This window comes from Scleromatobacter humisilvae, assembly GCF_023231945.1.
Taxonomy (GTDB): domain Bacteria; phylum Pseudomonadota; class Gammaproteobacteria; order Burkholderiales; family Burkholderiaceae_C; genus Scleromatobacter; species Scleromatobacter humisilvae.
This window is the reverse complement of sequence record NZ_JAJLJH010000001.1, coordinates 189,526-213,821: the sequence shown is the minus strand read 5'-3', so window position 1 is coordinate 213,821 and position 24,296 is coordinate 189,526. Positions and strand designations below refer to the sequence as shown.

23 protein-coding genes and 2 tRNA genes are annotated in these 24,296 nt (G+C 69.7%); 18 read left to right on the top strand and 7 right to left on the bottom strand.

Features of this window, described 5'->3' with window-relative positions; genetic code table 11:
- Positions 1-39: 39 nt before the first annotated feature.
- Genes rsfS through rng form a run of 4 tightly spaced genes read left to right on the top strand, consistent with a single transcriptional unit; the run spans position 40 to position 3,541 of the window.
- Positions 40-915 carry a ribosome silencing factor gene (rsfS, locus tag LPC04_RS00960; protein WP_275680305.1) on the top strand — a complete coding sequence of 292 codons (876 nt, stop codon included), beginning with the start codon at positions 40-42 and terminating at the stop codon, positions 913-915.
- Between the two features lie 58 nt (positions 916-973).
- Entirely contained in the window at positions 974-1,444 is a 471-nt protein-coding gene (rlmH, locus tag LPC04_RS00955) for a 23S rRNA (pseudouridine(1915)-N(3))-methyltransferase RlmH (RefSeq protein WP_275680304.1), read from the top strand.
- On the top strand, positions 1,441-2,055 hold the full coding sequence (locus tag LPC04_RS00950) for a Maf family protein (protein ID WP_275680303.1): 615 nt from the start codon (positions 1,441-1,443) through the stop codon (positions 2,053-2,055). Before rlmH ends, LPC04_RS00950 begins: the two co-directional genes overlap by 4 nt.
- Positions 2,056-2,077: 22 nt before the next feature.
- Positions 2,078-3,541, top strand: a complete 1,464-nt coding sequence (rng, locus tag LPC04_RS00945) for a ribonuclease G (RefSeq protein WP_275680302.1) — start codon at positions 2,078-2,080, stop codon at positions 3,539-3,541.
- 54 nt (positions 3,542-3,595) lie between these two features.
- Here rng and LPC04_RS00940 read toward each other — a convergent pair whose 3' ends face one another.
- The 3 genes from LPC04_RS00940 to LPC04_RS00930 all read right to left on the bottom strand — a co-directional run bounded on the left by LPC04_RS00940 (position 3,596) and on the right by LPC04_RS00930 (position 6,213).
- The gene (locus LPC04_RS00940; RefSeq protein WP_275680301.1) at positions 3,596-4,600 is read right to left on the bottom strand and encodes a hypothetical protein; all 1,005 of its coding nucleotides are present in this window, start codon (positions 4,598-4,600) and stop codon (positions 3,596-3,598) included.
- 19 nt (positions 4,601-4,619) lie between these two features.
- On the bottom strand, positions 4,620-5,462 hold the full coding sequence (locus tag LPC04_RS00935; protein ID WP_275680300.1) for a sterol desaturase family protein: 843 nt from the start codon (positions 5,460-5,462) through the stop codon (positions 4,620-4,622).
- A 73-nt stretch (positions 5,463-5,535) separates the two neighbouring features.
- Positions 5,536-6,213, bottom strand: a complete 678-nt coding sequence (locus LPC04_RS00930) for a hypothetical protein (RefSeq protein ID WP_275680299.1) — start codon at positions 6,211-6,213, stop codon at positions 5,536-5,538.
- 141 nt (positions 6,214-6,354) lie between these two features.
- Between LPC04_RS00930 and LPC04_RS00925 the strand changes: the two genes are divergently transcribed.
- The 3 genes from LPC04_RS00925 (at position 6,355) to LPC04_RS00915 (ending at position 9,358) form a co-directional block, all read left to right on the top strand.
- Positions 6,355-7,038: a response regulator gene (locus LPC04_RS00925; protein ID WP_275680298.1), complete on the top strand. Its 684-nt coding sequence runs from the start codon at positions 6,355-6,357 to the stop codon at positions 7,036-7,038.
- A gap of 5 nt (positions 7,039-7,043) precedes the next feature.
- On the top strand, positions 7,044-8,993 hold the full coding sequence (locus LPC04_RS00920; protein ID WP_275680297.1) for a sensor histidine kinase: 1,950 nt from the start codon (positions 7,044-7,046) through the stop codon (positions 8,991-8,993).
- Between the two features lie 242 nt (positions 8,994-9,235).
- A complete protein-coding gene (locus LPC04_RS00915; RefSeq protein ID WP_275680296.1) occupies positions 9,236-9,358 on the top strand; it encodes a hypothetical protein in 123 nt (40 codons plus the stop codon).
- Between the two features lie 40 nt (positions 9,359-9,398).
- Here the strand turns inward: LPC04_RS00915 and msbA are convergent, their stop codons facing one another.
- Positions 9,399-11,159, bottom strand: coding sequence for a lipid A export permease/ATP-binding protein MsbA (msbA, locus tag LPC04_RS00910; RefSeq protein ID WP_275680295.1), 1,761 nt, complete (start codon positions 11,157-11,159; stop codon positions 9,399-9,401).
- A gap of 188 nt (positions 11,160-11,347) precedes the next feature.
- Here msbA and tolB point away from each other — a divergent pair, with 188 nt between their 5' ends.
- The 9 genes from tolB to LPC04_RS00865 all read left to right on the top strand — a co-directional run bounded on the left by tolB (position 11,348) and on the right by LPC04_RS00865 (position 19,809).
- Positions 11,348-12,622, top strand: coding sequence for a Tol-Pal system beta propeller repeat protein TolB (gene tolB, locus LPC04_RS00905; RefSeq protein ID WP_275680294.1), 1,275 nt, complete (start codon positions 11,348-11,350; stop codon positions 12,620-12,622).
- 69 nt (positions 12,623-12,691) lie between these two features.
- Positions 12,692-13,225, top strand: a complete 534-nt coding sequence (pal, locus tag LPC04_RS00900) for a peptidoglycan-associated lipoprotein Pal (RefSeq protein ID WP_275680293.1) — start codon at positions 12,692-12,694, stop codon at positions 13,223-13,225.
- Positions 13,225-14,037, top strand: coding sequence for a tol-pal system protein YbgF (gene ybgF, locus LPC04_RS00895; RefSeq protein ID WP_420854692.1), 813 nt, complete (start codon positions 13,225-13,227; stop codon positions 14,035-14,037). Before pal ends, ybgF begins: the two co-directional genes overlap by 1 nt.
- Positions 14,034-14,879 (top strand): tRNA threonylcarbamoyladenosine dehydratase, encoded by an 846-nt coding sequence (locus LPC04_RS00890; protein ID WP_275680291.1) that lies wholly within the window; start codon positions 14,034-14,036, stop codon positions 14,877-14,879. The genes ybgF and LPC04_RS00890 overlap by 4 nt, the downstream gene beginning before the upstream one ends.
- Before the next feature lie 88 nt (positions 14,880-14,967).
- A tRNA-Lys gene (locus LPC04_RS00885) sits at positions 14,968-15,043 on the top strand.
- Between the two features lie 159 nt (positions 15,044-15,202).
- A tRNA-Lys gene (locus LPC04_RS00880) sits at positions 15,203-15,278 on the top strand.
- Positions 15,279-15,488: 210 nt separating this feature from the next.
- Positions 15,489-18,086: a bifunctional lysylphosphatidylglycerol flippase/synthetase MprF gene (gene mprF, locus LPC04_RS00875; protein WP_275680290.1), complete on the top strand. Its 2,598-nt coding sequence runs from the start codon at positions 15,489-15,491 to the stop codon at positions 18,084-18,086.
- Entirely contained in the window at positions 18,083-19,516 is a 1,434-nt protein-coding gene (locus LPC04_RS00870; RefSeq protein WP_275680289.1) for a virulence factor family protein, read from the top strand. Before mprF ends, LPC04_RS00870 begins: the two co-directional genes overlap by 4 nt.
- A 146-nt stretch (positions 19,517-19,662) precedes the next feature.
- Entirely contained in the window at positions 19,663-19,809 is a 147-nt protein-coding gene (locus LPC04_RS00865; protein ID WP_275680288.1) for a hypothetical protein, read from the top strand.
- Between the two features lie 15 nt (positions 19,810-19,824).
- On the opposite strand, the gene LPC04_RS00860 is transcribed toward LPC04_RS00865, so the two are convergent.
- From LPC04_RS00860 to LPC04_RS00850, 3 genes are read right to left on the bottom strand one after another with little or no spacing between them, the layout of a single operon-like run.
- Positions 19,825-20,886 carry a thioredoxin family protein gene (locus LPC04_RS00860; RefSeq protein ID WP_275680287.1) on the bottom strand — a complete coding sequence of 354 codons (1,062 nt, stop codon included), beginning with the start codon at positions 20,884-20,886 and terminating at the stop codon, positions 19,825-19,827.
- 19 nt (positions 20,887-20,905) lie between these two features.
- Entirely contained in the window at positions 20,906-21,688 is a 783-nt protein-coding gene (locus LPC04_RS00855; RefSeq protein WP_275680286.1) for an alpha/beta fold hydrolase, read from the bottom strand.
- A gap of 25 nt (positions 21,689-21,713) precedes the next feature.
- A complete protein-coding gene (locus tag LPC04_RS00850; RefSeq protein ID WP_275680285.1) occupies positions 21,714-22,130 on the bottom strand; it encodes an organic hydroperoxide resistance protein in 417 nt (138 codons plus the stop codon).
- 140 nt (positions 22,131-22,270) lie between these two features.
- On the opposite strand from LPC04_RS00850, the gene LPC04_RS00845 reads away from it, so the two are divergent.
- The gene (locus tag LPC04_RS00845; RefSeq protein WP_275680284.1) at positions 22,271-22,732 is read left to right on the top strand and encodes a MarR family winged helix-turn-helix transcriptional regulator; all 462 of its coding nucleotides are present in this window, start codon (positions 22,271-22,273) and stop codon (positions 22,730-22,732) included.
- 166 nt (positions 22,733-22,898) lie between these two features.
- The gene (locus tag LPC04_RS00840) at positions 22,899-24,293 is read left to right on the top strand and encodes a diguanylate cyclase (protein WP_275680283.1); all 1,395 of its coding nucleotides are present in this window, start codon (positions 22,899-22,901) and stop codon (positions 24,291-24,293) included.
- Positions 24,294-24,296: the final 3 nt, after the last annotated feature.

Below are 24,296 nucleotides of genomic sequence, written 5' to 3'. Positions count from 1 at the left end.
CTGGAAACCCTCCCGATTCGCAAACCGCAAGAAGAATTAATGGACATCCGCAAACTGCAACGCGCCATCGTCGATGGCCTGGAAGACGTCAAGGGCCAGAACATCCAGGTCTTCAACACCGAGCACCTGTCGCCGTTGTTCGAGCGCGTGATCGTCGCGGCCGGCGCGAGCAATCGCCAGACGAAGGCGCTGGCCGCCAGCGTCCGCGACGCGGTGAGGTCGGCCGGCATGGACGTGCTGCGCACCGAGGGCGAGGAGAACGGCGAGTGGATCATCGTCGACTGCGGCGCGGCGGTCGCGCACATCATGCAGCCGTCGATCCGCGACTACTACCGCCTCGAGGAGATCTGGGGCGGCAAGCCGGTGGCGATCAAGCTGAACACGAAGGCGACCGGCCTGGTGAAGGCCGAGGGCTCGGACGACGACGAGGACGAGGACGAGACGCCCAGGCCGAAGAAGCGCGCGAAGGCCGCCAAGCCGGTCGACGCCGATGACGAGACGCCGGCCAAGAAGGCCGCGCTCAAGAAGCCGGCGGCGAAGAAGGCTGCCGCGGGCAAGGCGGCGCCGCTGCCGCGCGCCAAGACGCCGGCCGAGCGCTCGACGTCCACGCGCGGCCCGGCGAAGAAGCTGACCGCCCGCGAGGCCGCGGCCACCAAGCCGGCCGGCTCGCAGGCGGGCCGCGCCAAGCCGGCACCGAAGACGGCCGCCGGCAAGCTCGCCGCCGCCGCCAAGACGCGCGCCGGCTCCGCCGCCGCGCGCGAGGGCAAGGCGCCGGTGAAGGTCGCGTCGGTCAAGAAGGTCGTCGTGCCGGTCAACAGCTCGCGCAACGCGGCCACCGCCGCCAAGAAGACCGCCAGGAAGACGGCGGCCACCAAGGTCGCGGTCGCCAAGAAGATCGCGGCGCGCCGCGGCTGATGCGTCTGCGTCTCGCAACGAGCGGCGACTTCGGTCGCCGTTTTCACGTCACATCGCCATGCGCCTGATCATCGCCTCCGTCGGCCAGAAGCCGCCCGCCTGGGCCGAGGCCGCGTACGACGAGTTCGAACGCCGCTTCCCGCCCGAGATGCGGCTCGAGCTCAAGGCCGTCAAGGCCGAGCCGCGCACCGGTGGCAAGGTGGCCGCGCAGATGATGCAGGCCGAGGCGAAGCGCCTGGAAGCCGTGCTGCCGCAGGGCGTGCGCCGCGTCGTGCTCGACGAGCGCGGCACGCGCTGGACGACGCGCGCGCTCGCCGATCGCCTCGAGTTCTGGCGCGGCGACGGGCGCGACGTCGCGTTCCTGATCGGCGGCCCCGACGGCCTCGACCCCGACCTGAAGGCCACGGCCGACGAGACCTGCCGCCTGTCCGACCTCACGCTGCCGCACGCGTTCGTGCGCGTGATGCTGGCCGAGGCGCTGTATCGCGCGTGGTCGTTGTCGACCAACCATCCGTATCACCGCGAATGAAGACGCACGCGTTCATCTACCTCGCCTCCCAAAGCCCGCGCCGCCGCCAGTTGCTCGACCAGCTGGGCGTGCGCCACGAGTTGCTGCTCGCATCGCCCGACGAGGACGCCGAGGCGCTCGAGGAGCACGTCGCCGGCGAGGCCCCCGCCGTCTATTGCGAGCGCGTCACGCAGCTGAAGCTGGCCGCCGCCGTCGCGCGCATGAAGAAGCGTGGACTGCCGCCGGCGCCCGTGCTGTGCGCCGACACCACCGTGGCGCTGGGCCGGCGCATCTTCGGCAAGCCCGTCGATGCCGACGACGCGGTCGCGACCCTGCAGCGGCTGTCGGGCCGCACGCATCGCGTGATGACGGCGGTGGCGCTGGCGTCGGGCCGCGCGCGCACGTCCGCGTTGAGCGTGTCGACGGTGCGCTTCGCGGCGATGCCGCCGCACGCGGTCGAGGCCTACGTCGCCAGCGGCGAGCCGTTCGGCAAGGCCGGCGCGTACGCGATCCAGAGCCGCATCGCCGCGTGGATCGAGCGCATCGGCGGGAGCTACTCCGGTATCATGGGTTTGCCCCTGCACGAGACTGCGCAGCTCCTGCTGCAAGCCGGGGTCCTGTTCGAAGAATAAGAGAACCCGAGACCGTATCGCCATGCACGACATCCTGGTCAACTGGTCGCCTCAAGAGACGCGCGTCGCGATCATCGAGAACGGCGCGATCCAGGAACTGCATCTCGAACGCTCGCTGGAGCGCGGGCTCGTCGGCAACGTCTATCTCGGCAAGGTGGCGCGCGTGCTGCCCGGCATGCAGTCGGCCTTCATCGACATCGGCCTGGAGCGCGCGGCCTTCCTGCACGTGGCCGACCTGCACGGCCATCCGTCCACCAAGCCCGACGGCGTGCCCACGGCCATCGAGAAGCTCGTCTTCGAGGGCCAGGCGCTGACCGTGCAGGTCGTCAAGGATCCGATCGGCACCAAGGGCGCGCGCCTGACCACGCAGGTGAGCATCGCGGGCCGGCTGCTGGTCTACCTGCCGCACGACAACCACATCGGCATCTCGCAGCGCATCGGCTCGCACGAGCTGCGCGAGCAGCTGCGCGCGCGCATGATCGCGCTCGCCGGCAACCCGGCCGAGGGCGGCGGCGGCTTCATCCTGCGCACCAATGCGGAGGAGGCGAGCGACCAGGAACTGTCCGAGGACATCGCCTACCTGCGCACGACGTGGAACCGCATCCGCGAGCGCGCGTTGTCGCGGCCGGCGGGCTCGCTGCTGCACCAGGACCTCAGCCTGGCCGAGCGCGTGCTGCGCGACATCGCCAACGAGAGCACGCAGACGATCCGCATCGATTCGAAGCTGCAGCACGACGCGCTGCGCACGTTCGGCGAGACCTACGCGTCGAGCTCGGTGGGCCGGCTCGAGCACTACAAGGGCGAACGGCCGATCTTCGACCTCTTCAACATCGAGGAGGAGATCGCGCGCGCGCTCGCCCGGCGCGTCGACCTGAAGAGCGGCGGCTACCTCATCATCGACCAGACGGAAGCGCTGACGACGATCGACGTCAACACCGGCGGCTTCGTGGGCGCGCGCAACTTCGACGAGACGATCTTCAAGACCAACCTCGAGGCCGCCGGCGCCATCGCGCGCCAGCTGCGGCTGCGCAACCTCGGCGGCATCATCATCGTCGACTTCATCGACATGACGCGCGAGGATCACCAGCAGAACGTGCTGGCCGAGTTCCGCAAGCAGCTCGCCAAGGACCGCACCAAGGTCACCGTCAGCGGCTTCACCGGCCTGGGCCTGGTGGAGATGACGCGCAAGCGCACGCGCGAGTCGCTGGCCCACATGCTGTGCGAGCCGTGCCCCACCTGCGCCGGCCGCGGCCAGGTGAAGACGCCGCGCAGCGTCTGCTACGACGTGCTGCGCGAGATCCTGCGCGAGGCGCGCCAGTTCGACCCGAAGGAATTCCGCGTGATCGCAAGCGCGGCGGTCGTCGAGATGCTGCTCGACGAGGAGAGCGCGCACCTGGCCGATCTCTCCGCGTTCATCAAGAAGCCGATCTCGCTGAGCGCGGAGCCGACGATGAATCCGGAACAGTACGACATCGTGCTGCTCTGAAGCGCGGCGATTGGGCGACGCGTGCACGCCATCGGTGGGGCGGTGCCGCACCGTCTAGTCGAGCTCCATCAGTTGTGCGGCAGGCAGCGGGCTGCCCGGAACGAGGTTTTCGAATTTGCTCCAGTCGAGTTCCGAACGAAACACTGGATGATCGGCATCGATGCCCTTGCGCAAATCGACATCGAAATAGATGCCAGACCAAATGGCCGAGCAGAGCAAGTCGACCAGCGAGTCGCGTGGGTCAAGCTGCCTGGATGCCAGGAGTTCCTGGATTTCCGCTGCGCGGCGGAGCTTGTCCGAGGGGATGTTCAAGTGGTTGAGTATCAGCCTGATCTCGGGTGACCACTCGCTTCGAGTCTCGGACTCGAAGAGAAGACGCGTCAGGAGGTCGAGGAGAAATCTCCCCTTGAGCGTCGGAAGCCAAGGCTGCTGATGCGGCATCTGGTAGAGAAAGCCGGCGGAGGTCAGCATGACCAATACCTCACGCACGGAGCTGTTCGACTTTGTTCCGAGTTGAGTCATCAGGCTTCCCATGGCGTATATCGGGTGCCTTGCGCAGAGTCCGAGCACGGCGCATTTCAATCCGAACGGGCCGCCGTGATTCACGAAGGCCCGGAGATCGCGCGCCGCCAGGCGGCCGAAGATCGTCCCGAACAACAGGTCGGCGCAGAGGCGTTGCCTGAGGTGATCTGCCATCCAGTCCCGTAGATCCTCCTTGTCCGCATCGAAGCCGACAGGCAGCGCAAAGTACCTGAACCCTGTCAGGCGCGAGGGATCGCGCTTGCCATGGTCGGCCAGGCTCTCCTCGAGTTGCCGATGTGCGGCAACGGTGTTGCGCAAGACGAGCAGCCGAATCGGAGCTTCGCTCGCGACCAGCAGGTGATGTATGTCCTTGGCCAGGCCCGCGCTGTTGCCCCAGCACACCTGTGCATCCATGGCGCGGACGAAGTCCCTTTCCAGGCTGCACGCGTAGTCGTATCGGCCGCGATTCGCCTCCGTGACGCCCAGCAAGCCCGTCCTGGCGAAGGCTTGCATGGAGTCGCCCAATTGGGTCTTCAAGAACGCATGCTCAACAGATTCAACCAAGTTTGCTCCCGATGCTCGTGTGAGACTGTTGGCGCGGCGTCGTGGCCTTGTCGAAGCGCTCGAAGTAGTCCGGGCGCTCGGTGCCGAACCAGCGGTCCATCCACGTGAACCACAGCCCGTAGTTGCCCTGGGCCGTCTCGTGGTGCAGGTGGTGGTGCGTCGTGGTGACGAAGCGGCCGCCCAGCCAGTGGCGTGCGAAGCCGCGCGGCAGGCTCTCGACGGCGGCGTGGCCATGGGCGTTGCGGATGATCTGGTGGATCGCGAACGCGGCCAGCACGTACTCGTTGATCGGCACCGCGATCAGCGTGATCGGCACGACCATGCTGTTGACCAGCGCCTCGGCCGGATGGAACGAGAACGCCGCCCACGGCGACGGGTTGCGCGAGCGGTGGTGCACGCCGTGCACGTGGCGGAACAGCCAGCGCGTGTGGAGCAGGCGGTGCGTCCAGTAGAAGTAGAAGTCGTGCCAGAGGATCATCAGCGGCAGGCTCAGCAGCAGCCACGCGAGGCCGTGCTTGAGTGGCTGCTCGTAGACCTCGAAGATGCCGCTCACCACCAGCGCGAGGATGCCCGCGTTGAGCGCCGTGATGACGCACAGCGTGCTGATCGAGTACGTGATCTCGCGGCGCAGGTCGGCGCGCGTGGGCCAGCCGCCGATCACGCGGTGCGCCAGACGCTGCTTCAGCAGCACGTGCAGCACGCCCCAGATGACGAGCGCGGACAGCAGGTAGTACTTGCCGTCGTCCAGGAAGCTCACGACGAAGACGTGCCGGAACGATCGCCAGGGGCCGGGGCTGGTCAGGGCGGTGACGGTGTCGTGGAGCCAGGCTGTCATCCGACGATTCTGGGGCAGCGCGACGGCGTGGACGCGCGACGTCCGCTGCGTGCAAACCCTGTGGTGCCCGGGCTCAGCCGACGTTGAAGGTCGCCTCGCCGCGCCAGATGAAGGTCGTGATCAGCGCCGCGGGCCGCAGTCCGCTGGTCACGAGGTGGTGCTTGAGCAGCGTCTCGGGATGCAGCATCACGCCCGCGGCCAGATAGGACTTCACGCGGTCGGCGAAGCCCAGCCAGGTCTGCACGGCCGGCGCGCGCGCGGCGACGAACTGGTCGGACCAGCCGTCGCGCCAATGGCCGTTGACGGGCAGCAGGACGTCGTGCTCGCGCAACTGGGCCTCGACGGCGGCGTAGTCCAGCGGGCGGTTGAAGCAGGTGTCCAGGCGAACGTACAGGAACAGGTCGTAGCGCTCGAAGGCGCCGATCTCGCGCAGCCTGTCGAGCAGCAGGCGCCGGCCCCAGATCATCGACAGGAAGTTGTGGACGTTGGTCTCGGGCGGCTTGGCGTAGGCGGACAGGTCGTCGTTGAACTGCACCCGCGGGTGCGTCCAGATCGTCGTCTCGCGGAATCCGGCCGTGGCCGCGCGCACCTTGTCGAGGTCGGCGTCGTCCCAGAACAGGGCGTGCAGGTCGATGGGCCGCTCCGCGACGCCCAGCTGGCGCATCAGCAGCTCGATGCAGGTGGAGAACAGGCGCGCCTGGCCGCTGGTGACGACGCAGATGCGGGGTGGGGCGGCGGTATCGGCGGACATGGGTGGCGGAGGTGGACGGTCTGCGCGCGAGCTTAACCGCTCCGCCGCCCGCCTTCACCGCCGCGCATTTGTGCGGCAATACCCGGGTCCGGGGATGCAACCCCGCGTTTACAGTCGGGCCTGTGCTTGATCCAATGAACAATGCCTGAAACCGTTGAACTGCCGCAAGAACTCCCGACCCGCATCCTGGTCGTGGACGACGACGATGCCTTCCGCGAGACCGTCTGCGCCGCCATCGCGCGCGACGACGCGCTGGTGCTGGCCGACCAGGTCAGCAACGCCGAGAGCGCGCGCGAGGCGATCGCCACGGGCGAGTTCGACGTCGCGCTGATCGACCTCGGGCTGCCCGACGGCAACGGCATCGACCTGATTCGCGAGATCGCCAGCACGCGGCCCGACACCGACGTGATGGTGGTCACCGTGTTCGGCGACGAGGCCCACGTGCTGGCCTCGATCGAGGCCGGCGCCACCGGCTACCTGCTCAAGCGCAGCCTCAACGACACGCTGGGCGCGACGGTGCGCGAGCTGCGCGCCGGCGGCTCGCCGATAAGCCCGGTGATCGCACGCCAGCTGCTGCATCGCTTCAAGAAGGACACGCCGGCCGCGCCGTCGCAGCCGGCGGTGGTCGACGACGGCGGGTTGTCCGAGCGCGAGCGCGAGGTGCTGCTGTTCATCGCCAAGGGCTTCACCGTCGGCGAGATCGCCAACATGCTGCACCTGTCGGCGCACACCGTGGCCACGCACGTCAAGCACATCTACCGCAAGCTCGCCGTGCATTCGCGCACCGAAGCCGTGTTCGAGGCGGGGCGCATGGGCCTGCTGTGACGGCGGTGCTGGTCTCGCCGGCGGTCACCAGCCTGCGCGCGCTGTCGCTGCGCTGGCGCGCGTGGCTGACCGTCGTCACGCTGGCGCTGCTGACGATCGTGATGGTGTGCGGCCTGGTGGCCATCGGGCGCTCCGCGCCGGCGCCCGCGGGCGCGTCGGCCGGCGGGCTGTCGCAGACGCTGACCCAGGCCCAGTTCTGCCAGAGCGCCGGACTCGACGCCACGCCGTCCGACGTCCGTTGCAGCTGGAAGACGGTGGAGCTCGCCAAGCTGTGGAAGGCGCCGTCGGACGAGGGCATGGCCGACGCCTGGTATCGCCTGCAGTTCCGGCTCGACGCCGTGCCGCAGCGCACGCTGGCGATGTACATCGTCGCGTTCAACCGCACGGGCCGCTTCTTCGTCAACGGCCAGCCGCTGCGCGAGATCGGCCCGATGCAGCAGCCGCTGCCGCTGAACTGGAACCGCTCCCAGTTCGCGGTGATCCCGGCGACCATGCTGCGCGCGGGCGACAACGAGATCGAGATCCAGCAGCGCGCCTACGCGTGGGATCTCGGCTGGCTGGCGCCGATCCGGCTCGGCACCGAGGAGGAGCTGCGCCCCGTCTGGCAGCGCCGCGTGTTCTGGCAGAACGACCTGGTGCGGCTGCTGGGCGCGTGTACCGGCGCGATCGGCGTGTTCATGCTGGGCGTCTGGCTGGGCCGGCGCCGGGACACGATGTATTTCTGGTTCGGCTGCGCCTCGCTGCTGTGGACGGTCTTCAGCCTCGACTACTACGCGCTGACCCCGCCGGTGTCGCCCTGGCTGTGGGAACGCTTCATCGAGGTGTCGCCGGTGCTGCGCGGCGTGCTGATGTTCATGTTCGTGCTGCGCTACTGCGGCATGCGCCGGCCGGTGATCGAGACGGTGTCGTGGCTCTATTTCCTCGTCGGCGCGGTGGCCAGCTTCGGCAACTTCATGGCCAACGAGGTCATCGACCTCTGGTACCTGGTGGTGCTGGTGGCGTCGGCCTACTTCTTCTTCATCCAGGTGCGCGTGGGCCTTCGGCGCAGCCTGCTCGAGGGCGTGATGCTGGCCATCGCGGGCATGGTGCAGATGATCCTGAGCGGCTACGACCTGTGGCTGTACTCGGCCAACACCTGGACCGACCGCGTCTACCTGGCGCACTTCAGCGCGCCGCTGTACCTGTTCGTGGTCGGCACGATCCTGATCCGCCGCTTCACCGAATCTCACAACGCCTACGAGAAGCTCGCCGGCGTGCTGGAGCAGCGCGTCAGCGCCAAGGCCGCGGAGCTCGAGCGCAACTACGAGCAGCTGGTCGAGGCGCGCCGCAACGAGGCGCTGGCGCTGGAGCGCACGCGCATCATGAGCGAGATGCACGACGGCATCGGCTCGCAGCTGACGATGGCGCTGTCGCTGGTGCGCCGCATGGATCGCGAGGCCGATCCGGCCTACGACGGCGAGGACGGCAAGGTGGCCACGGTGCTGCGCGAGAGCATCGAGGACCTGCAGCTGATCATCGACTCGCTGGAGCCGGTGGAGAACGACCTGCTGACCGTGCTGGGCACGCTGCGCTACCGGCTGCAGGACCGGCTGGGCAAGGGCGGCATCGAGCTGCAGTGGAACGTCGTCGACCTGCCGCCGCTGCCGATGCTGACACCGCACAGCGTGCTGTCGATCCTGCGCATCGTGCAGGAGGCCTTCGCCAACTGCCTGAAGCATTCCGGCGCCACCCGCATCGCCGTCACGACGGGCCTGAAGGGCGAGCCGGGCGTGGACGAGACGGCGCACATCGCGATCGTCGACAACGGGCAGGGCATCCAGCCGCGGCGCGGCGCGGGCCGCGGCATGGAGAACATGCGCCGCCGGGCGGCCGCGCTCGGCGGCCGGCTGCTGGTCACCTCGCACGCCGGACGCACCGAAGTGCTGCTGGAGTTCCCGACGCTGCGGTCGCGTTAGGCCTGGCGCGGCCGGGCGTCGATTTCACCGGTTTTGGGGAAAGTCGACGCGACTTTGGAGCCCCTTCCCCATCAATTGCACACACTTTCAGGGAAAATCCCTGCTCTGGCCTGCTGCGCAAGCGGCGAGCATGTTCGTACCATGCATCCGCTTTTCCGTCCGGAGCGCGCGCGGGTCAGAAACCCGCCTGCGCCGACGTCGAAACGTGCCGTTGCCGATCCCAGAATCGTTGGAGAACGCCCATGAAGAAGTCCATCTTGCTTGCGGCCTTGCTGGTGGCCGCCGCCGCGCTCACCGGCTGTGGACACCCGAACGACATCACGGACGACATCGCCGCCGTGGCGGTCGCGGCCGACCAGGCCTGACGCTTCTCACCTGCCGCGGCCGGGATGGCCGCGGCGGCTCTCACGCATTGCGGAACTGCATCGCATGCAGGCGCGCGTAGAGCCCACCGGCTGCCAGCAGCTCCGCGTGCGGCCCCTGTTCCACGATGCGCCCGTGTTCCATCGCGATGACGCGATCGGCGTGCTCGATCGTCGACAGGCGGTGCGCGATGACCAGCGTCGTGCGGCCCTTCATCAGCACCTCCAGCGCCGCCTGCACCGCGCGCTCCGACTCGGAGTCCAGCGCCGACGTGGCCTCGTCCAGGATCAGGATCGGCGCGTCCTTGTAGATCGCGCGCGCGATCGCCAGGCGCTGGCGCTGGCCGCCCGACAGCTGCGTGCCGTTGTGGCCGATGGGCGCGTCGATGCCGCCGGGCATGGTCATCACGAAGTCGAGCAGGTTCGCGCCCGCGAGCGCGCTGCGCACGCGCGCGGGATCGGCCGCGTCGCCCAGCGCCACGTTGGCGGCGACGCTGTGGTTGAACAGCACGACGTCCTGGCTCACCAGCGCGAACTGGCTGCGCAGCGCGGTCATCTCGTAGTCGTGGATGCGTGCGCCGTCGATCAGGATGTCGCCGCTGGTGGGCTCGACGAAGCGCGGCAGCAGGTTGACCAGCGAGGTCTTGCCCGCACCCGATGGGCCGACGAAGGCCACCGTCTCGCCGGCGCGGATCTTCAGGTCGATGTCCGACAGCGCCGCCACCTGCGTGCCGTCCGGCACCTCGCTCGAATCGCGCGCCGTGTAGCGCAGGCCGACGTCGCGGAACTCGATGTCGCCCTTGACGCGGCCGGGCGACAGGGTGCCGCCGCTTTCGACGGGGATGGCCTCGAGCATGTCCAGCCCGCGCTCCATCGCCGCGGTGCCGCGCGTCAGGGGCGCCATGACGTCGGACAGCTGCTTGAACGGCTGGATCATCAGCAGCATGCAGGTGATGAAGGCGACGAAGCCGCCCACCGTGCCGTGCGCGCGCGTGCTCTCGGCCAGCGCCATCCACAGCACCGCGGCCAGCGCGAAGGAGGCCAGCACCTGCGTGACCGGCGACATCAGCGAGCCGGCGGCCTGCTGCTTGATGTTGAGGCTGCGCATCAGGCGCGAGCTGTTCTCGAAGCGGCGCTGTTCCTGGTCGGCGGCGCCGTGCAGCCGCACGATGCGCCAGGCCAGCACGTTCTCCTCCACGACATAGGCGAGATCGTCGGTGGCGTCCTGCCCGGCCAGGTTGAGGCGATGCAGCCGCTTGCTGACGATGCGCACGAGGAAGCCGGTGATGGGAAACAGCACCAGGACGAGCAGCGTCAGCCGCCAGTTCAGCACGACCAGCGAGACCATGAAGAACAGCGCGGTGAGCGTGCCGCGGATCAGCGTCTGCACCGTGCCCATGAGCAGGTTGGAGCCTTGCTGGATCTCGTAGACGATGTTGTTGGTGATGCTGCTGGCCGTGTTGCGCGTGAACAGTGCCGGCGCGGCGCGCAGCATGTGCGCGAACAGGTGCCTGCGGATCGCGAGCACCGCGTTCTGCGAGGCCTTGGTCAGGCCGTAGCTGGACACCCACCAGGAGATTCCGCGCACGATGAACAGCACGACCACGGCCAGCGGCACCGCCCAGATCGGCAGGCCGGAGGTGTTCTTGAACCCGCTGTCCAGGAGTGTCTTCAGGATGTACGGGATCACGGGCTCGGTGGCCGCCGCAACCACGTTGCCGCTCGCGGCCAGCAACAGCGCGGAGCGGCTGTTGTCGCGGAAGTAGGGGATCACGCGCGCCAGGCGCTGCTTGAGGGTGCTCATCGAGGCGGGATGGGGCGGACGGCCGGTGCCGCCCGCCGAACGACAGGAACGCGCATTATCCGGCCCCGGGCGGATGCGCTGTTGACCTACAAGCAGGCCTCGTTCTTGCTGCCTACAATGCGCCTGCTGAACAGCATGAGATGTTTCCCCGGAACCTTTCCGACTGAACAGGACTCATTGAATCCTCCATGTGGCCTAGAAGACAAGCCTTGCGCGCCCTCGGCGCCTCCCTCGCGCTGCCGGCACTGAGTCCGGCGTTCGCCCAATTCCACGTCGAGATCAATGGCGTCGGCGCGACCCAGATCCCCATCGTGCTCGGGCGCTTCCGCGACGAGGATCGCCAAGCCCAGTCGATCTCGGCCATCGTGCGCGCCGACCTCGAGCGCAGCGGCGTGTTCAAGATCGTCGACGGCGTGGCGCCGGCCGACGAGAACGGCACGCCCGACTACAACACCTTGCGCTCGCGCGGCGCCAACGCGGTGGTCGCCGGCTCGGCCTCGCGCCTGGCCGATGGCCGCATCGACGTGCGCTTCCGCCTGTGGGACGTCATCAAGGGCGCCGACCAGGGCGGCCAGAGCGAGCCGACGCTGCCCGCCGACCTGCGCCTGGCCGCGCACCACGTGTCCGACCAGATCTATCAGAAGCTCACCGGCGAGCGCGGCATCTTTTCCACGCGCATCGCCTACGTCACCAAGGCGCCCGGCAAGTACACGCTGCGCATCACCGACGCCGACGGCGAGAACATCCAGGCCGCGCTGATCGACAACCAGCCGATCATCTCGCCGGCGTGGTCGCCGGACGGCAGCGAGCTGGCCTACGTCACCTTCCATGACCGCAAGGCCAAGGTCGTCATCCGCAACGTGCACGCCGGCACCACGCGCGAAGTCGCGGCGTTCAAGGGTTCCAACAGCGCGCCGTCGTTCTCGCCGGACGGCCGCACCCTGGCGGTGACGCTGTCGCGCGACGGCGGCTCGCACGTCTACCTGATGGACCGCAGCGGCGCCAACGTGCGCCGCATCACCGAGAGCACCGGCATCGACACCGAGGCCAAGTTCTCGCCGGACGGCGCCTTCATCTATTTCGTGAGCGACCGCGGCGGCGGCCCGCAGATCTACAGGCAGTCGGTGAGCGGCGGCGGCGCGACGCGGGTCACGTTCAGCGGCGCCTACAACATCAGCCCCGCTCTGAGCCCGGACGGCAAGCTTCTTGCGTACATCTCGCGCGGCAGCGGCTTCAAGGTCATGGTGATGGACCTGGCCTCGGGCGACGTGCGCGGCGTCAGCGACACCAACGACGACGAGAGCCCGAGCTTCGCGCCGAACGGCCGCTACATCATCTACGCCACCAAGGCCGACGGCCGCGACGTGTTGATGACGACCACGACCGATGGCAAATTCAAGTCGAAGCTGCTCGAATCGGGCCTCGACATCCGAGAACCTGTCTGGGGCCCGTACGGCCGCTGATTGTGGGGAAAACCGGGGCGACTCGCGCGCCGCGGCCATGTGTTTCATAGTGCTGGTAGGAGAAAATCGATGAACAGGAATTCCGGAAAGATGTTGCTGGCGCTGGCCAGCCTGGCGGTGGTGGCAGGTTGCGCATCGACGAAGCTGGACAAGCCGGCCGAGGTCGAGAAGAAGGACGTCACGACCCAGCGCACGACGACCGACACGACGCCCGGCACGGGCGCCTCGACGGTCACGACGACCGACCTGAGCGGCCAGCAGACGACGCCGGCGACGATGGACCGCGTCATCTACTTCGACTTCGACAGCTACGCCGTCAAGGACGAGTACCGCGGGATCGTCGAGTCGCACGCCAAGATGCTCAAGGCCAACTCGGGCGCCAAGGAAGTGGCCGAAGGCCACACCGACGAGCGCGGCGGCAGCGAATACAACCTGGCGCTGGGCCAGAAGCGCGCCGAGGCGGTGGTGCAGCAGATGAAGGTGCTGGGCGTCGGCGACTCGCAGCTCGAGGCCGTCAGCTACGGCAAGGAGCGTCCGGCGGTCGACGGCCATGACGAGTCGGCGTGGGCGAAGAATCGCCGCGTCGAACTGCGCAGCAAGTGATGTCGCCGGTCGTGGGGCTTGACGCGGGCCGGCCTGGCCCGCGCGCATTCGCGGCCGTGCGCCGCGCCTGCGCCGTGGCGGCCTTGCTCGCCTGCGGCACGAGCGCGCACGCCGGCCTGTTCGACGACGACGAGGCGCGTCGCGCGATCATCGACCTGCGCACGCGCATCTCGGCGCTGGAAGACGCGTCGAAGGCGCAGGGCGGCCAGACCGCGCAGCAACTGCAGCAGCTGCAGAACGCGCTGCTCGACCTGACGAACCAGAACGAGCAGCTGCGCCAGCAGATCGCGCAGCTGCGTGGCGCCAACGAGCAGCTCGCCAAGGATCTGTCCGACGTGCAGCGCCAGCAGAAGAACATCGCGCAGGGCGTCGACGATCGCCTGAAGCGCGTCGAGCCGCAGCAGGTCAACCTCGACGGCAAGACCTTCATGGCCGACCCCGAGGAAATCGCCGCGTACGAGGCCGCCACGGCCACCCTGCGCAGCGGCGACTTCGACAAGGCGCAGGCCTCGCTCGGCAACTTCCTGCGCCGCTGGCCGGCCAGCGGCTACGCCGACCTGGCGCGCTACTGGCTGGGCAACGCGCAGTACGGCAATCGCGACTTCAAGGGCGCGATCGTCACGTTCAAGGCGTTCATCGCCGCGGCGCCCGACCACGCGCGCGCGCCCGAGGCGGAGCTGGCGGTCGCCAACTGCCAGATCGAGCTGCGCGACATCAAGGGCGCCAAGGCCACGCTGGCCGACCTGATGAAGACGTATCCGAAGTCCGAGGCCGCGGTCGCGGGCAAGGAACGTCTGGCGTCGCTGAAGTGACCCTCGCTCCCGACGTCCTCGCCGCGACGTCCGCCGTCGCGGCGGCGGACGACGACGCGGATCTCGAACGCCGCTTCGGCGGCCTCAAGCGCCTTTACGGCGCCCGCGGCTACGCGCGCGTGCGCGCGGCGCGCGTGGCCGTCGTCGGGCTCGGCGGCGTCGGCTCGTGGGCCGTCGAGGCGCTCGCGCGCAGCGGCGTCGCGCAGCTGGTGCTGATCGACCTCGACCACGTCTCCGAATCCAACGTCAACCGCCAGATCCAGGCGACGGGGCAGACGATCGGCATGTCCAAGGCCGAGGCGCTCGCTCGCCGCATCGCCGACATCCACCCGGGCTGCATCGTCCACTGCATCGAGGAGTTCGCCGACGCCGACAACTGGCCCGGCCTGCTGCCGATCGAGGTCGACGCCGTCATCGACGCCTGCGACCAGAGCAAGGCCAAGCTCGCGCTCGCCGCGTGGGCGCGCCGCACCGGCACCGCCTTCGTCACCTGCGGCGCCGCAGGCGGCAAGCGGCGCGCGGAAAAGCTGGAGATCGACGACCTGCACGCCACCACGCACGACCCGCTGCTGGCCAGCCTGCGCCAGCGCCTGCGCTCGCAGCACGGCGCGCCGCGCACGGGAAAGATCGGCGTGCGCTGCGTGTTCTCGCGCGAGGCCGTGGCGCCGCCCGAGCCGGAAGAGGTGGCCTGCGAGATCGACGCCGCGGGCGACGCGTCGCCCGCGGCCGAAGCGCGCCGCGACAACACGCTCAACTGCCACGGCTACGGCTCGACGGTCGTCGTCACCGCCAGCTTCGGCATGGCCGCCGCCGGCGAGATCGTCGCGCAGCTGTTGAAGTGAAGAGGCCGCCGGGAGTTGCTTGCCGAGTCAGCGGGGTCTTGTCGCCGCTCGGCAAGCCATGATATGATTTGAGGCTCTGCCGGAAACGGGGTTGTTAGCTCAGCTGGTAGAGCAGCGGACTTTTAATCCGTAGGTCGTGGGTTCGAGTCCCGCACAACCCACCACCCGACCCGCGAGACGCACCGCAACACGCGTCGAACGGCAACGGTCTTCCGGATGGTCTCGAAGTTTTTGCTTGCATGTCGAGCAAAAATCAAAGTAGAATCTGAGGCTGCAGTTTTCGCGAAAGCAGTAGGTTTGCGAAGGCAGCAACCGAGAATTTCGGGCTCTTAGCTCAGTTGGTAGAGCAGCGGACTCTTAATCCGTAGGTCGAGTGTTCGAGTCACTCAGGGCCCACCAAAATTAAGAAGAAGAGTGAACGGCTCAGGCGTCAAGTCTGGGCCGTTTGCCTTTGTGGCGTCGCCTCTTCGTGGCGCCGAAGTGCGAGGCGTGGCCATCGCGAGACGACGTCGCAGTCGATGGTGGGCGACGGTCGCCGTCCCGGCGCGCAGGCTGCTCTCGCAGTCTGGTCAAATGTCGAATCAACGAGCGGATCGCAAGCGAACGGACGTGGACCAGACCGAACGCCAGGTGCCTGGCGCCCCCTTGCTCGACCCGGCCGACCCCGCCGAGTGGTGGGCGCGCCTGCGGCCGTGGCTGCTGTCGCTGCTGGGCCTGGCCCTGACGGCCGCGATCGGGATCTCGCTGCGGCGCCTGCTCCAGGAGGTTCACTACGCCGACGTCATGTCGGCCGTCGTCGCCACGCCGGCGCCGAACATCGCCGCGGCGCTGCTGGCCACGGCCTTCAGCTACCTGGCGCTCACGCGCTATGACGCATCGGCACTGCGCTACGTCGGCGCGACGGTGAGCGGCAAGACGGTGCTGCTGACCTCGTTCGTCGCCTACGCGCTGTCCAACACGGTCGGACTGGGGCCGCTGTCCGGCGGCGTCGTTCGCATGCGGCTCTATTCCGCGGCGGGCGTGCAGCCGCCGCAGGTCGCGCGGGCGATCGTCTTCAACGCGGCCGCGTTCGGCCTGGGAATGCTGTTCTTCGGCGCGCTGGGCCTGCTCTGGGGCGCGCACGACGTCGCGCGGCTGCTGCACCTGCATGGCTGGGCGCTGCGCCTGGTCGCGGCCGCGATGCTGCTCGTGCTGCTCGGCTTCGTGTGGCTGTGCGGCCGCCGGTCGTCGATCGGCATCGGCAGCGCCTGGCGCATCCAGTTGCCGCCGATCGAGCTGGCGCTGCGCCAGCTGGCGATCTCGGCGATCGAGCTCGCGGCTTCCGCCCTTGTGCTGTGGCTGCTGCTGCCGCCGGGCCCGCTTCCGCTCCCGGCCTTCGTGGCGTTCTACGCCATCGCGATCACTGCGGGCATCATCAGCCACATCCCCGGCGGGATCGGCGTCTTCGAGACGGTGATGCTGCTGGCGGCCGGCAACGGCATCCCGCGCGACGCGATGCTCGGCGCGCTGCTGCTCAATCGCGGCATCTACTACGTGCTTCCGCTGGTGGTCGCGACGGGGCTGCTGGTCGTCCACGAGCTGCGCTCGGGCATCGCCGCGCCGGTCGGACGCATGGCCGTGCGCCTCAGCCCGACGCTGCTCGCGGCCCTGACGCTCATCGCGGGCATCTGGCTGATCGTCTCGGGCGTCACGCCGTTCACCGACGACGCCCGCGAGCTACTCGCCGCGCTGCGCGTGCCGCTGCCCCTCATCGAGGCATCGCACTTCATCGGCAGCGTCGCCGGGCTGGGCCTCATCATCGTCGCGCGCGGCATCCTGCACCGGCTGGACGTCGCCTGGTGGATCGCATCCGCGCTCGCGATCGTCGCCGCGGCCCTGGCGCTGCCGAAGGGCATCGCGCTGCACGAGGCGGAGTTCCTGCTGTCGCTGGTGGTGCTGCTGGCGATCTCGCGGCGGCAGTTCGACCGTCGCTCCTCGTTCTTCGCGCAGCACCTGGAGCCCGAATGGGTGGTCGCGCTCGGCGGCGTGGTGGTCGCCTGCGCGTGGATCCTGTTCTTCGCGTTCAAGGAGGTGGACTACAGCAACCGCCTCTGGTGGCAGTTCGAACTCGACGGCCAGGCGCCGCGCTCGCTGCGCGCGCTGACCGCCGTCGCGCTGCTGGCGCTCGCCTACGGGCTGTGGGAGCTGCTGCGGCCGCCCGCCGGGGAACTCGCGGAGACGACGCCGGAGGAGATCGAACGCGCGGCCGCGATCGCGCGCGACAACCCGTCCTCGGACGCCTGCTACGCGCTGATCGGCGACAAGCACCTGATGTTCTCGCCGACCGGCCGCAGCTTCCTGATGTTCGGCAAGCAGGGCCGCTCGTGGGTCGGCCTGTTCGGGCCTTGCGGCGACGCGAAGGAGTTCCCCGACATGGTCTGGCGATTCATGGAGATGGCCACCGACCACGGCGGCCGCGCCGCGTTCTACCACGTGCGCCCGACGGCGCTGCCCTTGTTCCTCGATTGCGGGCTGCATCCGTTCAAGCTCGGCGAGCATGCGCACATCGAGCTGGGCGACTTCGATCTCAAGGGCGCGCTGCGCGCGAACCTGCGCTCGGGCGTGAATCGCGCGCGACGCGAAGGGCTTCGCTTCGAGGTGATCGCCGCCGACGGGGTCGACGCGATGCTGCCGGCGCTGCAGGCGGTCTCCGACGCCTGGCTCGCCGAGCAGCGCGGCGGCGAGAAGGCGTTCTCCGTCGGACGCTTCGACGCCGACTACCTGCGCCGGTTTCCGGTCGCCGCCGTCTTCCACGGCGACCGCCTGATCGCGTTCGCCAACCTGTTGACGACGGACGTCCGGGAGGAGGCCGCGCTCGACCTCATGCGCTACCTGCCCGACGCGCCTCCCGGCACGATGGATTTCCTGATCGTCAGCACCGTCCTGCACCTGCAGGCCGAAGGCTATCGGCGGTTCGGCCTGGGCATGTCGCCCATGGCCGGGATGACCGAGCACCGCAGCGCGCCGAAGTGGCAGCGCATCGCGCGGCTCGTCTTCGAGCACGGCGACCGCTTCTACAATTTTCGCGGCCTGCGCAGCTTCAAGGACAAGTTCGCGCCGGTCTGGGAAGCGCGATTCCTGGCCGCGCCGAAGGGGCTTGCCACGGCTTTCATACTGGCCGACGTGACGACCCTGATCGGCGGCGCCAAGTCCGCACAGAAGACATGAGACCGCTTCGATTCCTCGCTGCGATGCGTCGCCCTGGCGTCGTGCTGGCCGCGGCGCTCTGCGTCATCGTCGGGCCCGCTCGCGTCGCGGCGGAGGAGGCGCCTTCCGCGCCCGCGGCGGAGTCGCAGGCCATCGCGCATGGCCTGTTCTCCGACGTCCGCGTCCACCGGCCCGCCGGCGGCGTGCGCCAGTTCGTGCTGCTGGTCATCGCCGGCTCGGCTCCCGACAGGCGCGAGGAGCAGATGCTGCGGACGATGCTCGACGAAGGAGCGATGGTGGCGACCGTGCCGTTCGCGCCGTTCTACGCCAGTCTGTCTGCCCAGGACGGCAAGTGCACGTTCGGGCCGGGCGCCTTCGAGAACCTGTCGCGGCACCTGCAGGCCTACGAGCACCTGCCCGCCTACCTGCTGCCGATCCTGGTCGCGGCGGACGACGTGTCGCCCTATGCCTACTCGGTGCTCGCCCAGGCGCCGAACGGCACCTTCGAGGCGGGCCTGCTGCTCGGCTTCAGTTCGCAACTGAAGCTGAAGACGCCGCCTTGTCCGACCCATGCGCTGCGCGAGCGCACCGATGCCGCGCGCGGGACGGTCGACCTCGTGCCGTCCCCGGCGGCCCTGGCGAGCCCCTGGATGGCCGTGCGCGACGACTCGCGGCCCGCCGCTGCCGCCGACGCGGCGCGCGCGTTCGTGCAGCGCGTTCCAGGCGCGGCATGGGTGGACGTCGCGGACGGGCACTCGCCGGAGGCCTCAATGGCGGCATTCGACCGCGCGTTCCGCAAGCTGGCCGTGCCCCAGGTCGCGCTCGGCGCGCCGCCGCAACAGCTGGCGGACCTGCCGGTCGTCGAACTGCCGGTCGCGGCGCCGGGACGTCGCCTGGTCGTGCTGCTGTCCGGCGATGGCGGCTGGGCCGGCATCGACAAGAGCCTGGGCGCGGCGTTCGCGGCGCAGGGCGTGCCCGTGGCCGGCTTCGATTCCCTGCGCTACTTCTGGAACGCGCGCACGCCGGCCGAACTGGCCGCCGACCTCGACCGCATCATCCGCTTCTACTGCGCGCGCTGGGGCCGCAGCGAGGTGCTGCTGGTCGGCTACTCGCAAGGCGCCGACGTCCTGCCCTTCGCGATCAACCGGCTGCCGCCGGCCACGCGCGCGAGCGTGCGCCTGACGGCGCTGCTGGGTCTGGGCCAGAAGGCATCGTTCGAGTTCCACCTCGCCAACTGGATCGGCCCCAGCGGCGACCTGCCGATCGCCCCCGAGGCGTCCCGGCTCGACGCGGCGGACACGCTGTGCATCTACGGCCAGGACGAGAAGGACTCGCTGTGCCCGGAACTCGCGCCGGCGCACGCGCAGGCGGTGCCCCTGGCCGGCGGCCACCACTTCGGCGGCGAATACGGCGCGCTGGCGGCCCGGATCCTCGATGCCGCGCCGCATTGATCCGCCGATCCAGCGCAAGCCGACGCCGTCCGGCGTCGTTCGGACCATTGATTCCGCTGCCGGTCGCGGTGGCGAGCCCGGGTCGCCGCCGCGCAGGTCTTGGACACGTTCGACCGCGCGTCGAGGAGGTGCACGCCGAGGGCAGCATGGCCATCGTGCGCTCGGTGTGGGAACTGCACGTCGGCGACCGCGTCACGCAGCGCAACCGCAGCATGGACGTCTTCCACCGGCAGGGCGCCGACTGGCGCATCCTGCGGTCGATCAACTATCCGGAGAAGGCGGCCAGGCCTTGACGCGTGCTGCGACGTTCAGCCGAACGTGAAGACCCAGGCGCGCGCGTCGGCGCGGTCGAAGCGGATCTCGAAGGTGTGGTCCGCCACGGCGTCCTGCTCGCGCACCAGCTGGTAGAGCCGCTCGCCCGAGACGACGCCGCGGCCCTGCTCGTCGACATCCACGCCGTGGTCGCGCCCCGGCGCGTGGCCGTCGATGGTGATGCGGAACGGGACGGGCCGGCCGTCGGCCGCGCCCAGCACCAGGTGCAGGTCGCGCGCGTGGAAGCGCATCGCGATCGTGCCGCCGGCCTCGGTGGCCTCGACGAACTCGGGACGCTGCACCCAGCCACCGCCCAGCGTCCACATGTTCAGGCGAGGCATGCCCGGCACGTGGCGCTGCGTGCGATCGGGCAGGACGTCGGGCGGCGCGGCCTCGTCGGCGTGCGCGTAGCCGAGGTAGGTCTCCTGCGAGCGCACGTGCTCGAAGTCCGGGGGCGCGCCGATGCCGCGGGCGTCGACGGCCGCCATCGCGGGCGGCACCTTGGCGTCGGCATGGGCCTCGGCCAGCAGGCGCCGGATCGCCTGCTCCGACTCGGCGTAGTTGCCTTCGCCGAGCTGGTGGTGGCGCACGCGGCCCTGCGCGTCGATGAAGTACAGCGCGGGCCAGGCCTGGTTGCGGAACGACTTCCAGATCGCGAAGTCGTCGTCGATGGCGACAGGCCAGTCCGCGTCCAGGTCCATCAGCGCCTTGCGCACGCGCTGCGGGTCGTGCTCGAACTCGAACTCCGGCGCGTGCACGCCGATGACGACCAGGCCCTGGCTCGCGTACGTGCGCTCCCACGCGCGCACGTAGGGCAGCGTGCGCAGGCAGTTGATGCAGGAGTACGTCCAGAAGTCGACCAGCACCACCTTGCCGCGCAGGCCCTCCAGCGTCAGCGGGCCTGAGTTGAGCCAGCCGGTGGCGCCGGCGAGGCTGGGATGCAGCGGCTCGACGGGCAGGGCCGCGCCGCCGGGCGTGTCGAGGCGGGCCGCGGACGCCGTCGCCGCACCGGCGAGCAGCGCGAGCGACAGCAGGAGGGTTCGTGCGAGAGTGCGCATGGCGGGGCGTCCTCGTTCTTCAGCGCGCGTGCTGCACGGCGTCGAGGATGACCGCCGCGACCTGGGCCGGCTCGACCTCCTGCGGCACGTGGCTCGTCGCGACCCGCGTGACGTGCGCGCCGATCCGCTGCGCCATCGCGGCCTCCAGCTCCGGCGCGATCATGCGATCGCGCGTGGACACGACGAACCAGCTCGGATGCGTCTTCCAGGCCGCGACGGTGACGGGCTCGTCGAAGGCCTTGGCCGCGATCGGGCCCTGTGTCGCGGCCATCACCGCGGCGCGCCCCGGCGGCACGTCGAACGCGAACTGCGTGCGCATGCCCTCGTCGCTGATGTGCAGGAAGCCGGAGGCGTCGGCGCTCAGCGTGGCCAGGCCCGGCGGGGTCGGATAGCCCTTGCCCAGATCGCCCGAGGTCTGGCCGACGTCCGGCGCGAAGGCGCTGACGTAGACCAGGGCGGCCACCTTGTCGCTCGCGCCGGCCTCCGTGATGACGGTGCCGCCCCACGAGTGGCCGACCAGCACCACCTTGCCGGGCTGGGCGGCGATCGCGCGCCGGGTGGCGGCGACGTCGTCCGCGAGCGAGGTCAGCGGATTCTGCACGGCCGTCACGTGGACGCCGCGGGCCTGCAGCAGCGGGATCACGCGGGCCCAGTCGGAGCCGTCGGCGAACGCGCCGTGGACGAGCACGACGGAGGGCAGGGCGTCGGCGGCGGGCGCCGCGTGGGCCGTGATCGTCAGGCCGGCGGACAGCAGCGCGGCGCCGGCCACGAGCAGGGGAGCGAATCGAGCGAGGCGGGTCATGGTCGTTTCTTTCGAGGCGTCGGGTTCAGGCGAGGGTAAGTTCGACGGCGATGTTGCCGCGCGTCGCCTTCGAGTACGGGCACAGCTGGTGGGCGCCGTCGACGATGGCGCGCGCGACCGCCGGCGCCAGTCCGGGCAGGCTGATCGAGAGCCGCGCCTGCAGCGCGAAGCCGTCGCCGCTCTTGCCGAGGTCGACCTCGGCGTCGACCGCCACGTCGGCCGGCAGCTTGACGCCGGCGGCCTGGGCGGCGCGGCCCATCGCGCCGATGAAGCAGGCCGACCAGCCGGCCGCGAAGAGCTGCTCGGGGTTGGTGCCCGCGCCCGCGCTGCCGGGAGGCGACAGGCGGATGTCCAGGCGCCCATCCGAGCTGCGCGCGGCGCCGTCGCGGCCTCCGATGGTGTGGGTGTGGCCGGTGTAGAGGACGGTGTCGACGTGGTTCATGGTCATTCCTGGGTTGATAAATCGGATGCGATTGAATCGCATACGTGCAATGTACGAATCGAGCATCACGATGTCAAGCAATGCGATTAAATCGCATGCGATCTAAAAGGGTTATCATGAGGGCCAAGGAGACCGCGACCATGTCCACGCCATCCACCCCGGTCGAGCTGCCCAGGCTCGACGACTTCCTCTGCTTCGCCGTGTATTCCGCCAACCTCGCCTACGGCCGGGCATACAAGCCCATCCTCGACGAACTGGGCCTCACGTACACGCAATGGATCACGATCGTCGCGCTGTGGGAGCAGGACGAGCAGACCGTCAGCGGCCTGGGCGACAAGCTGTTCCTTGAATCGAACACGCTGACGCCCATCCTGAAGAAGCTGGAGGCGCTCGGCTACCTGGAGCGCCGGCGCGACTCGCGCGACGAGCGCCAGGTCATCGTCAAGCTGACAGACGCCGGCCGGGCGTTGCGCGAGAAGGGCGCGCAGCGGACGCTGGTCCAGGCGACCGGGCTGGGCGCCGCGGACTTCGCCGCGGCGCGCCGCACGATGAACGCGGTGCGCGACAGGCTCATTGACCACGTGCGGCAAGCCGACGGCTAGCCCGACGGCAGGGATCGCCGCAAAGCAGGAGGATTTCGCGCTTGCGGCGCCCGCGCGCGGCCCCGGGCTCAACTGGGAGGGGCCTCTCGTCGATATCCCGTTGATCGCCTTTCCGGTTGCGGAGCGGCGAGCTGTGCCGTGGTCGACCGCACCACGCCGGACTTCGATGAGAACCTTCTTCCGCCATCTGCGCATCGGCCACCGCCTGGTGCTGTGCTTCTCGCTCATCCTGCTGCTGATGATCGCGGGCGCGTGGCTGGCCGTCTCGAGCACGCGGCACGCGCGCGAGAGCCTGATGCAACTGGTGGTGCGGTCCAACGCACGCCAGGCCGACATCCGCGACATGCGCGCGCTGATCGAGCGCCAGGACCGGATCGGCCAGCGCCTCGCGCTCGTCAATTCGGTCGAGGATGCCCAGAACGACATGGCGGCGATCGTCGACGACACCGTGTCGTATCGCCGCATCGAGAAGCGCTTCGCGGCGCAGGCGGAGACCGTCCAGGAACGCACGATGATCGGCCGGATGGAGGACTACGACCGCAGCGTCGCGCCGACCCTCGAGGTGGCGCAGGCCAGCGTCAAGGGCTACAACCCCGGCATGGCCGCGCGCATGCTCGATCGCGAGGCCGCGCCCCTCCACGCCGCTTGGCTGCACGTGCTGGACGACCTGGCCGAGCTGCAGAACCAGCGCGTCGCCACCGAGATCCAGGCGCTCAGCGCGTACGCCGACCGCAACGACCTCGTGATCGGCGGCGTGGCCGTGCTGGCCTCGCTGATGGCGGCGTTCGTCGGCTGGCGGCTGACGCTGAGCATCACCCGGCCGCTGAAGCAGGCCGTGCTGTTTGCATCGGCGGTGGGCAGCGGCCAGCTGGACATCCCGCTGCCGCGCAGCTCCGACGACGAGTGCGGCATGCTGCTGCTCGCGCTGAAGGTGATGGCCACGCAGCTCCAGGAGGCCAACGCGCGCATGCAGCGCCTGGCCATCGAGGACGGCCTGACCGGCGCGTTCAACCGGCGCCACTTCGACGACGTGCTGCACGCCGAGCACGAGCGCGCGCGCCGCGCGGCGCTGCGCCGGCGCGACGACGGCGCCGTCGAGGAGGCCGCGCACCTGGCGCTGTTGCTGATCGACGTCGACCACTTCAAGCACTTCAACGACCGCTTCGGCCACCCTGCCGGCGACGCCTGCCTGCGCGCGGTGGTCAGCGCGGTACGCGAGGCCGGCCTGCGCCCCGGCGACTTCGTCGCGCGCTACGGCGGCGAGGAGTTCGTCGTCGTGCTGCCGTCCTGCGACCTCTCCGGCGCCGCATGCGTGGCCGAACGCATCCGCCAGAAGGTGGAGACGCTGCACGCGCGCGGGGAGCCGGAGCTCGCCGCGCCGGTGTCGGTCAGCATCGGCCTGGCCGCGATGTGCGATGCGCGCGACTCGACGCCCGCCGACCTGCTGCGCGCGGCCGATCTCGCGATGTACGACGCCAAGCACAACGGCCGCAACCAGGTGCGCCAGCGCGCGCTGGAGTGCTGCTCGGCGGTCGAGGCCCCGGCGGTCGCGCCCGCGTGACGC

Bases quoted from the DNA above. Each gene is read 5' to 3' on its own strand.
- rsfS (WP_275680305.1), top strand. From the start codon at position 40: ATGGACATCCGCAAACTGCAACGCGCCATCGTCGATGGCCTGGAAGAC.
- rlmH (WP_275680304.1), top strand. From the start codon at position 974: ATGCGCCTGATCATCGCCTCCGTCGGCCAGAAGCCGCCCGCCTGGGCC.
- LPC04_RS00950 (WP_275680303.1), top strand. From the start codon at position 1,441: ATGAAGACGCACGCGTTCATCTACCTCGCCTCCCAAAGCCCGCGCCGC.
- rng (WP_275680302.1), top strand. From the start codon at position 2,078: ATGCACGACATCCTGGTCAACTGGTCGCCTCAAGAGACGCGCGTCGCG.
- LPC04_RS00935 (WP_275680300.1), bottom strand. From the start codon at position 5,462: ATGACAGCCTGGCTCCACGACACCGTCACCGCCCTGACCAGCCCCGGC.
- LPC04_RS00930 (WP_275680299.1), bottom strand. From the start codon at position 6,213: ATGTCCGCCGATACCGCCGCCCCACCCCGCATCTGCGTCGTCACCAGC.
- LPC04_RS00925 (WP_275680298.1), top strand. From the start codon at position 6,355: ATGCCTGAAACCGTTGAACTGCCGCAAGAACTCCCGACCCGCATCCTG.
- LPC04_RS00915 (WP_275680296.1), top strand. From the start codon at position 9,236: ATGAAGAAGTCCATCTTGCTTGCGGCCTTGCTGGTGGCCGCCGCCGCG.
- msbA (WP_275680295.1), bottom strand. From the start codon at position 11,159: ATGAGCACCCTCAAGCAGCGCCTGGCGCGCGTGATCCCCTACTTCCGC.
- tolB (WP_275680294.1), top strand. From the start codon at position 11,348: ATGTGGCCTAGAAGACAAGCCTTGCGCGCCCTCGGCGCCTCCCTCGCG.
- pal (WP_275680293.1), top strand. From the start codon at position 12,692: ATGAACAGGAATTCCGGAAAGATGTTGCTGGCGCTGGCCAGCCTGGCG.
- ybgF (WP_420854692.1), top strand. From the start codon at position 13,225: ATGTCGCCGGTCGTGGGGCTTGACGCGGGCCGGCCTGGCCCGCGCGCA.
- LPC04_RS00870 (WP_275680289.1), top strand. From the start codon at position 18,083: ATGAGACCGCTTCGATTCCTCGCTGCGATGCGTCGCCCTGGCGTCGTG.
- LPC04_RS00865 (WP_275680288.1), top strand. From the start codon at position 19,663: ATGGCCATCGTGCGCTCGGTGTGGGAACTGCACGTCGGCGACCGCGTC.
- LPC04_RS00860 (WP_275680287.1), bottom strand. From the start codon at position 20,886: ATGCGCACTCTCGCACGAACCCTCCTGCTGTCGCTCGCGCTGCTCGCC.
- LPC04_RS00855 (WP_275680286.1), bottom strand. From the start codon at position 21,688: ATGACCCGCCTCGCTCGATTCGCTCCCCTGCTCGTGGCCGGCGCCGCG.
- LPC04_RS00850 (WP_275680285.1), bottom strand. From the start codon at position 22,130: ATGAACCACGTCGACACCGTCCTCTACACCGGCCACACCCACACCATC.
- LPC04_RS00845 (WP_275680284.1), top strand. From the start codon at position 22,271: ATGTCCACGCCATCCACCCCGGTCGAGCTGCCCAGGCTCGACGACTTC.
- LPC04_RS00840 (WP_275680283.1), top strand. From the start codon at position 22,899: ATGAGAACCTTCTTCCGCCATCTGCGCATCGGCCACCGCCTGGTGCTG.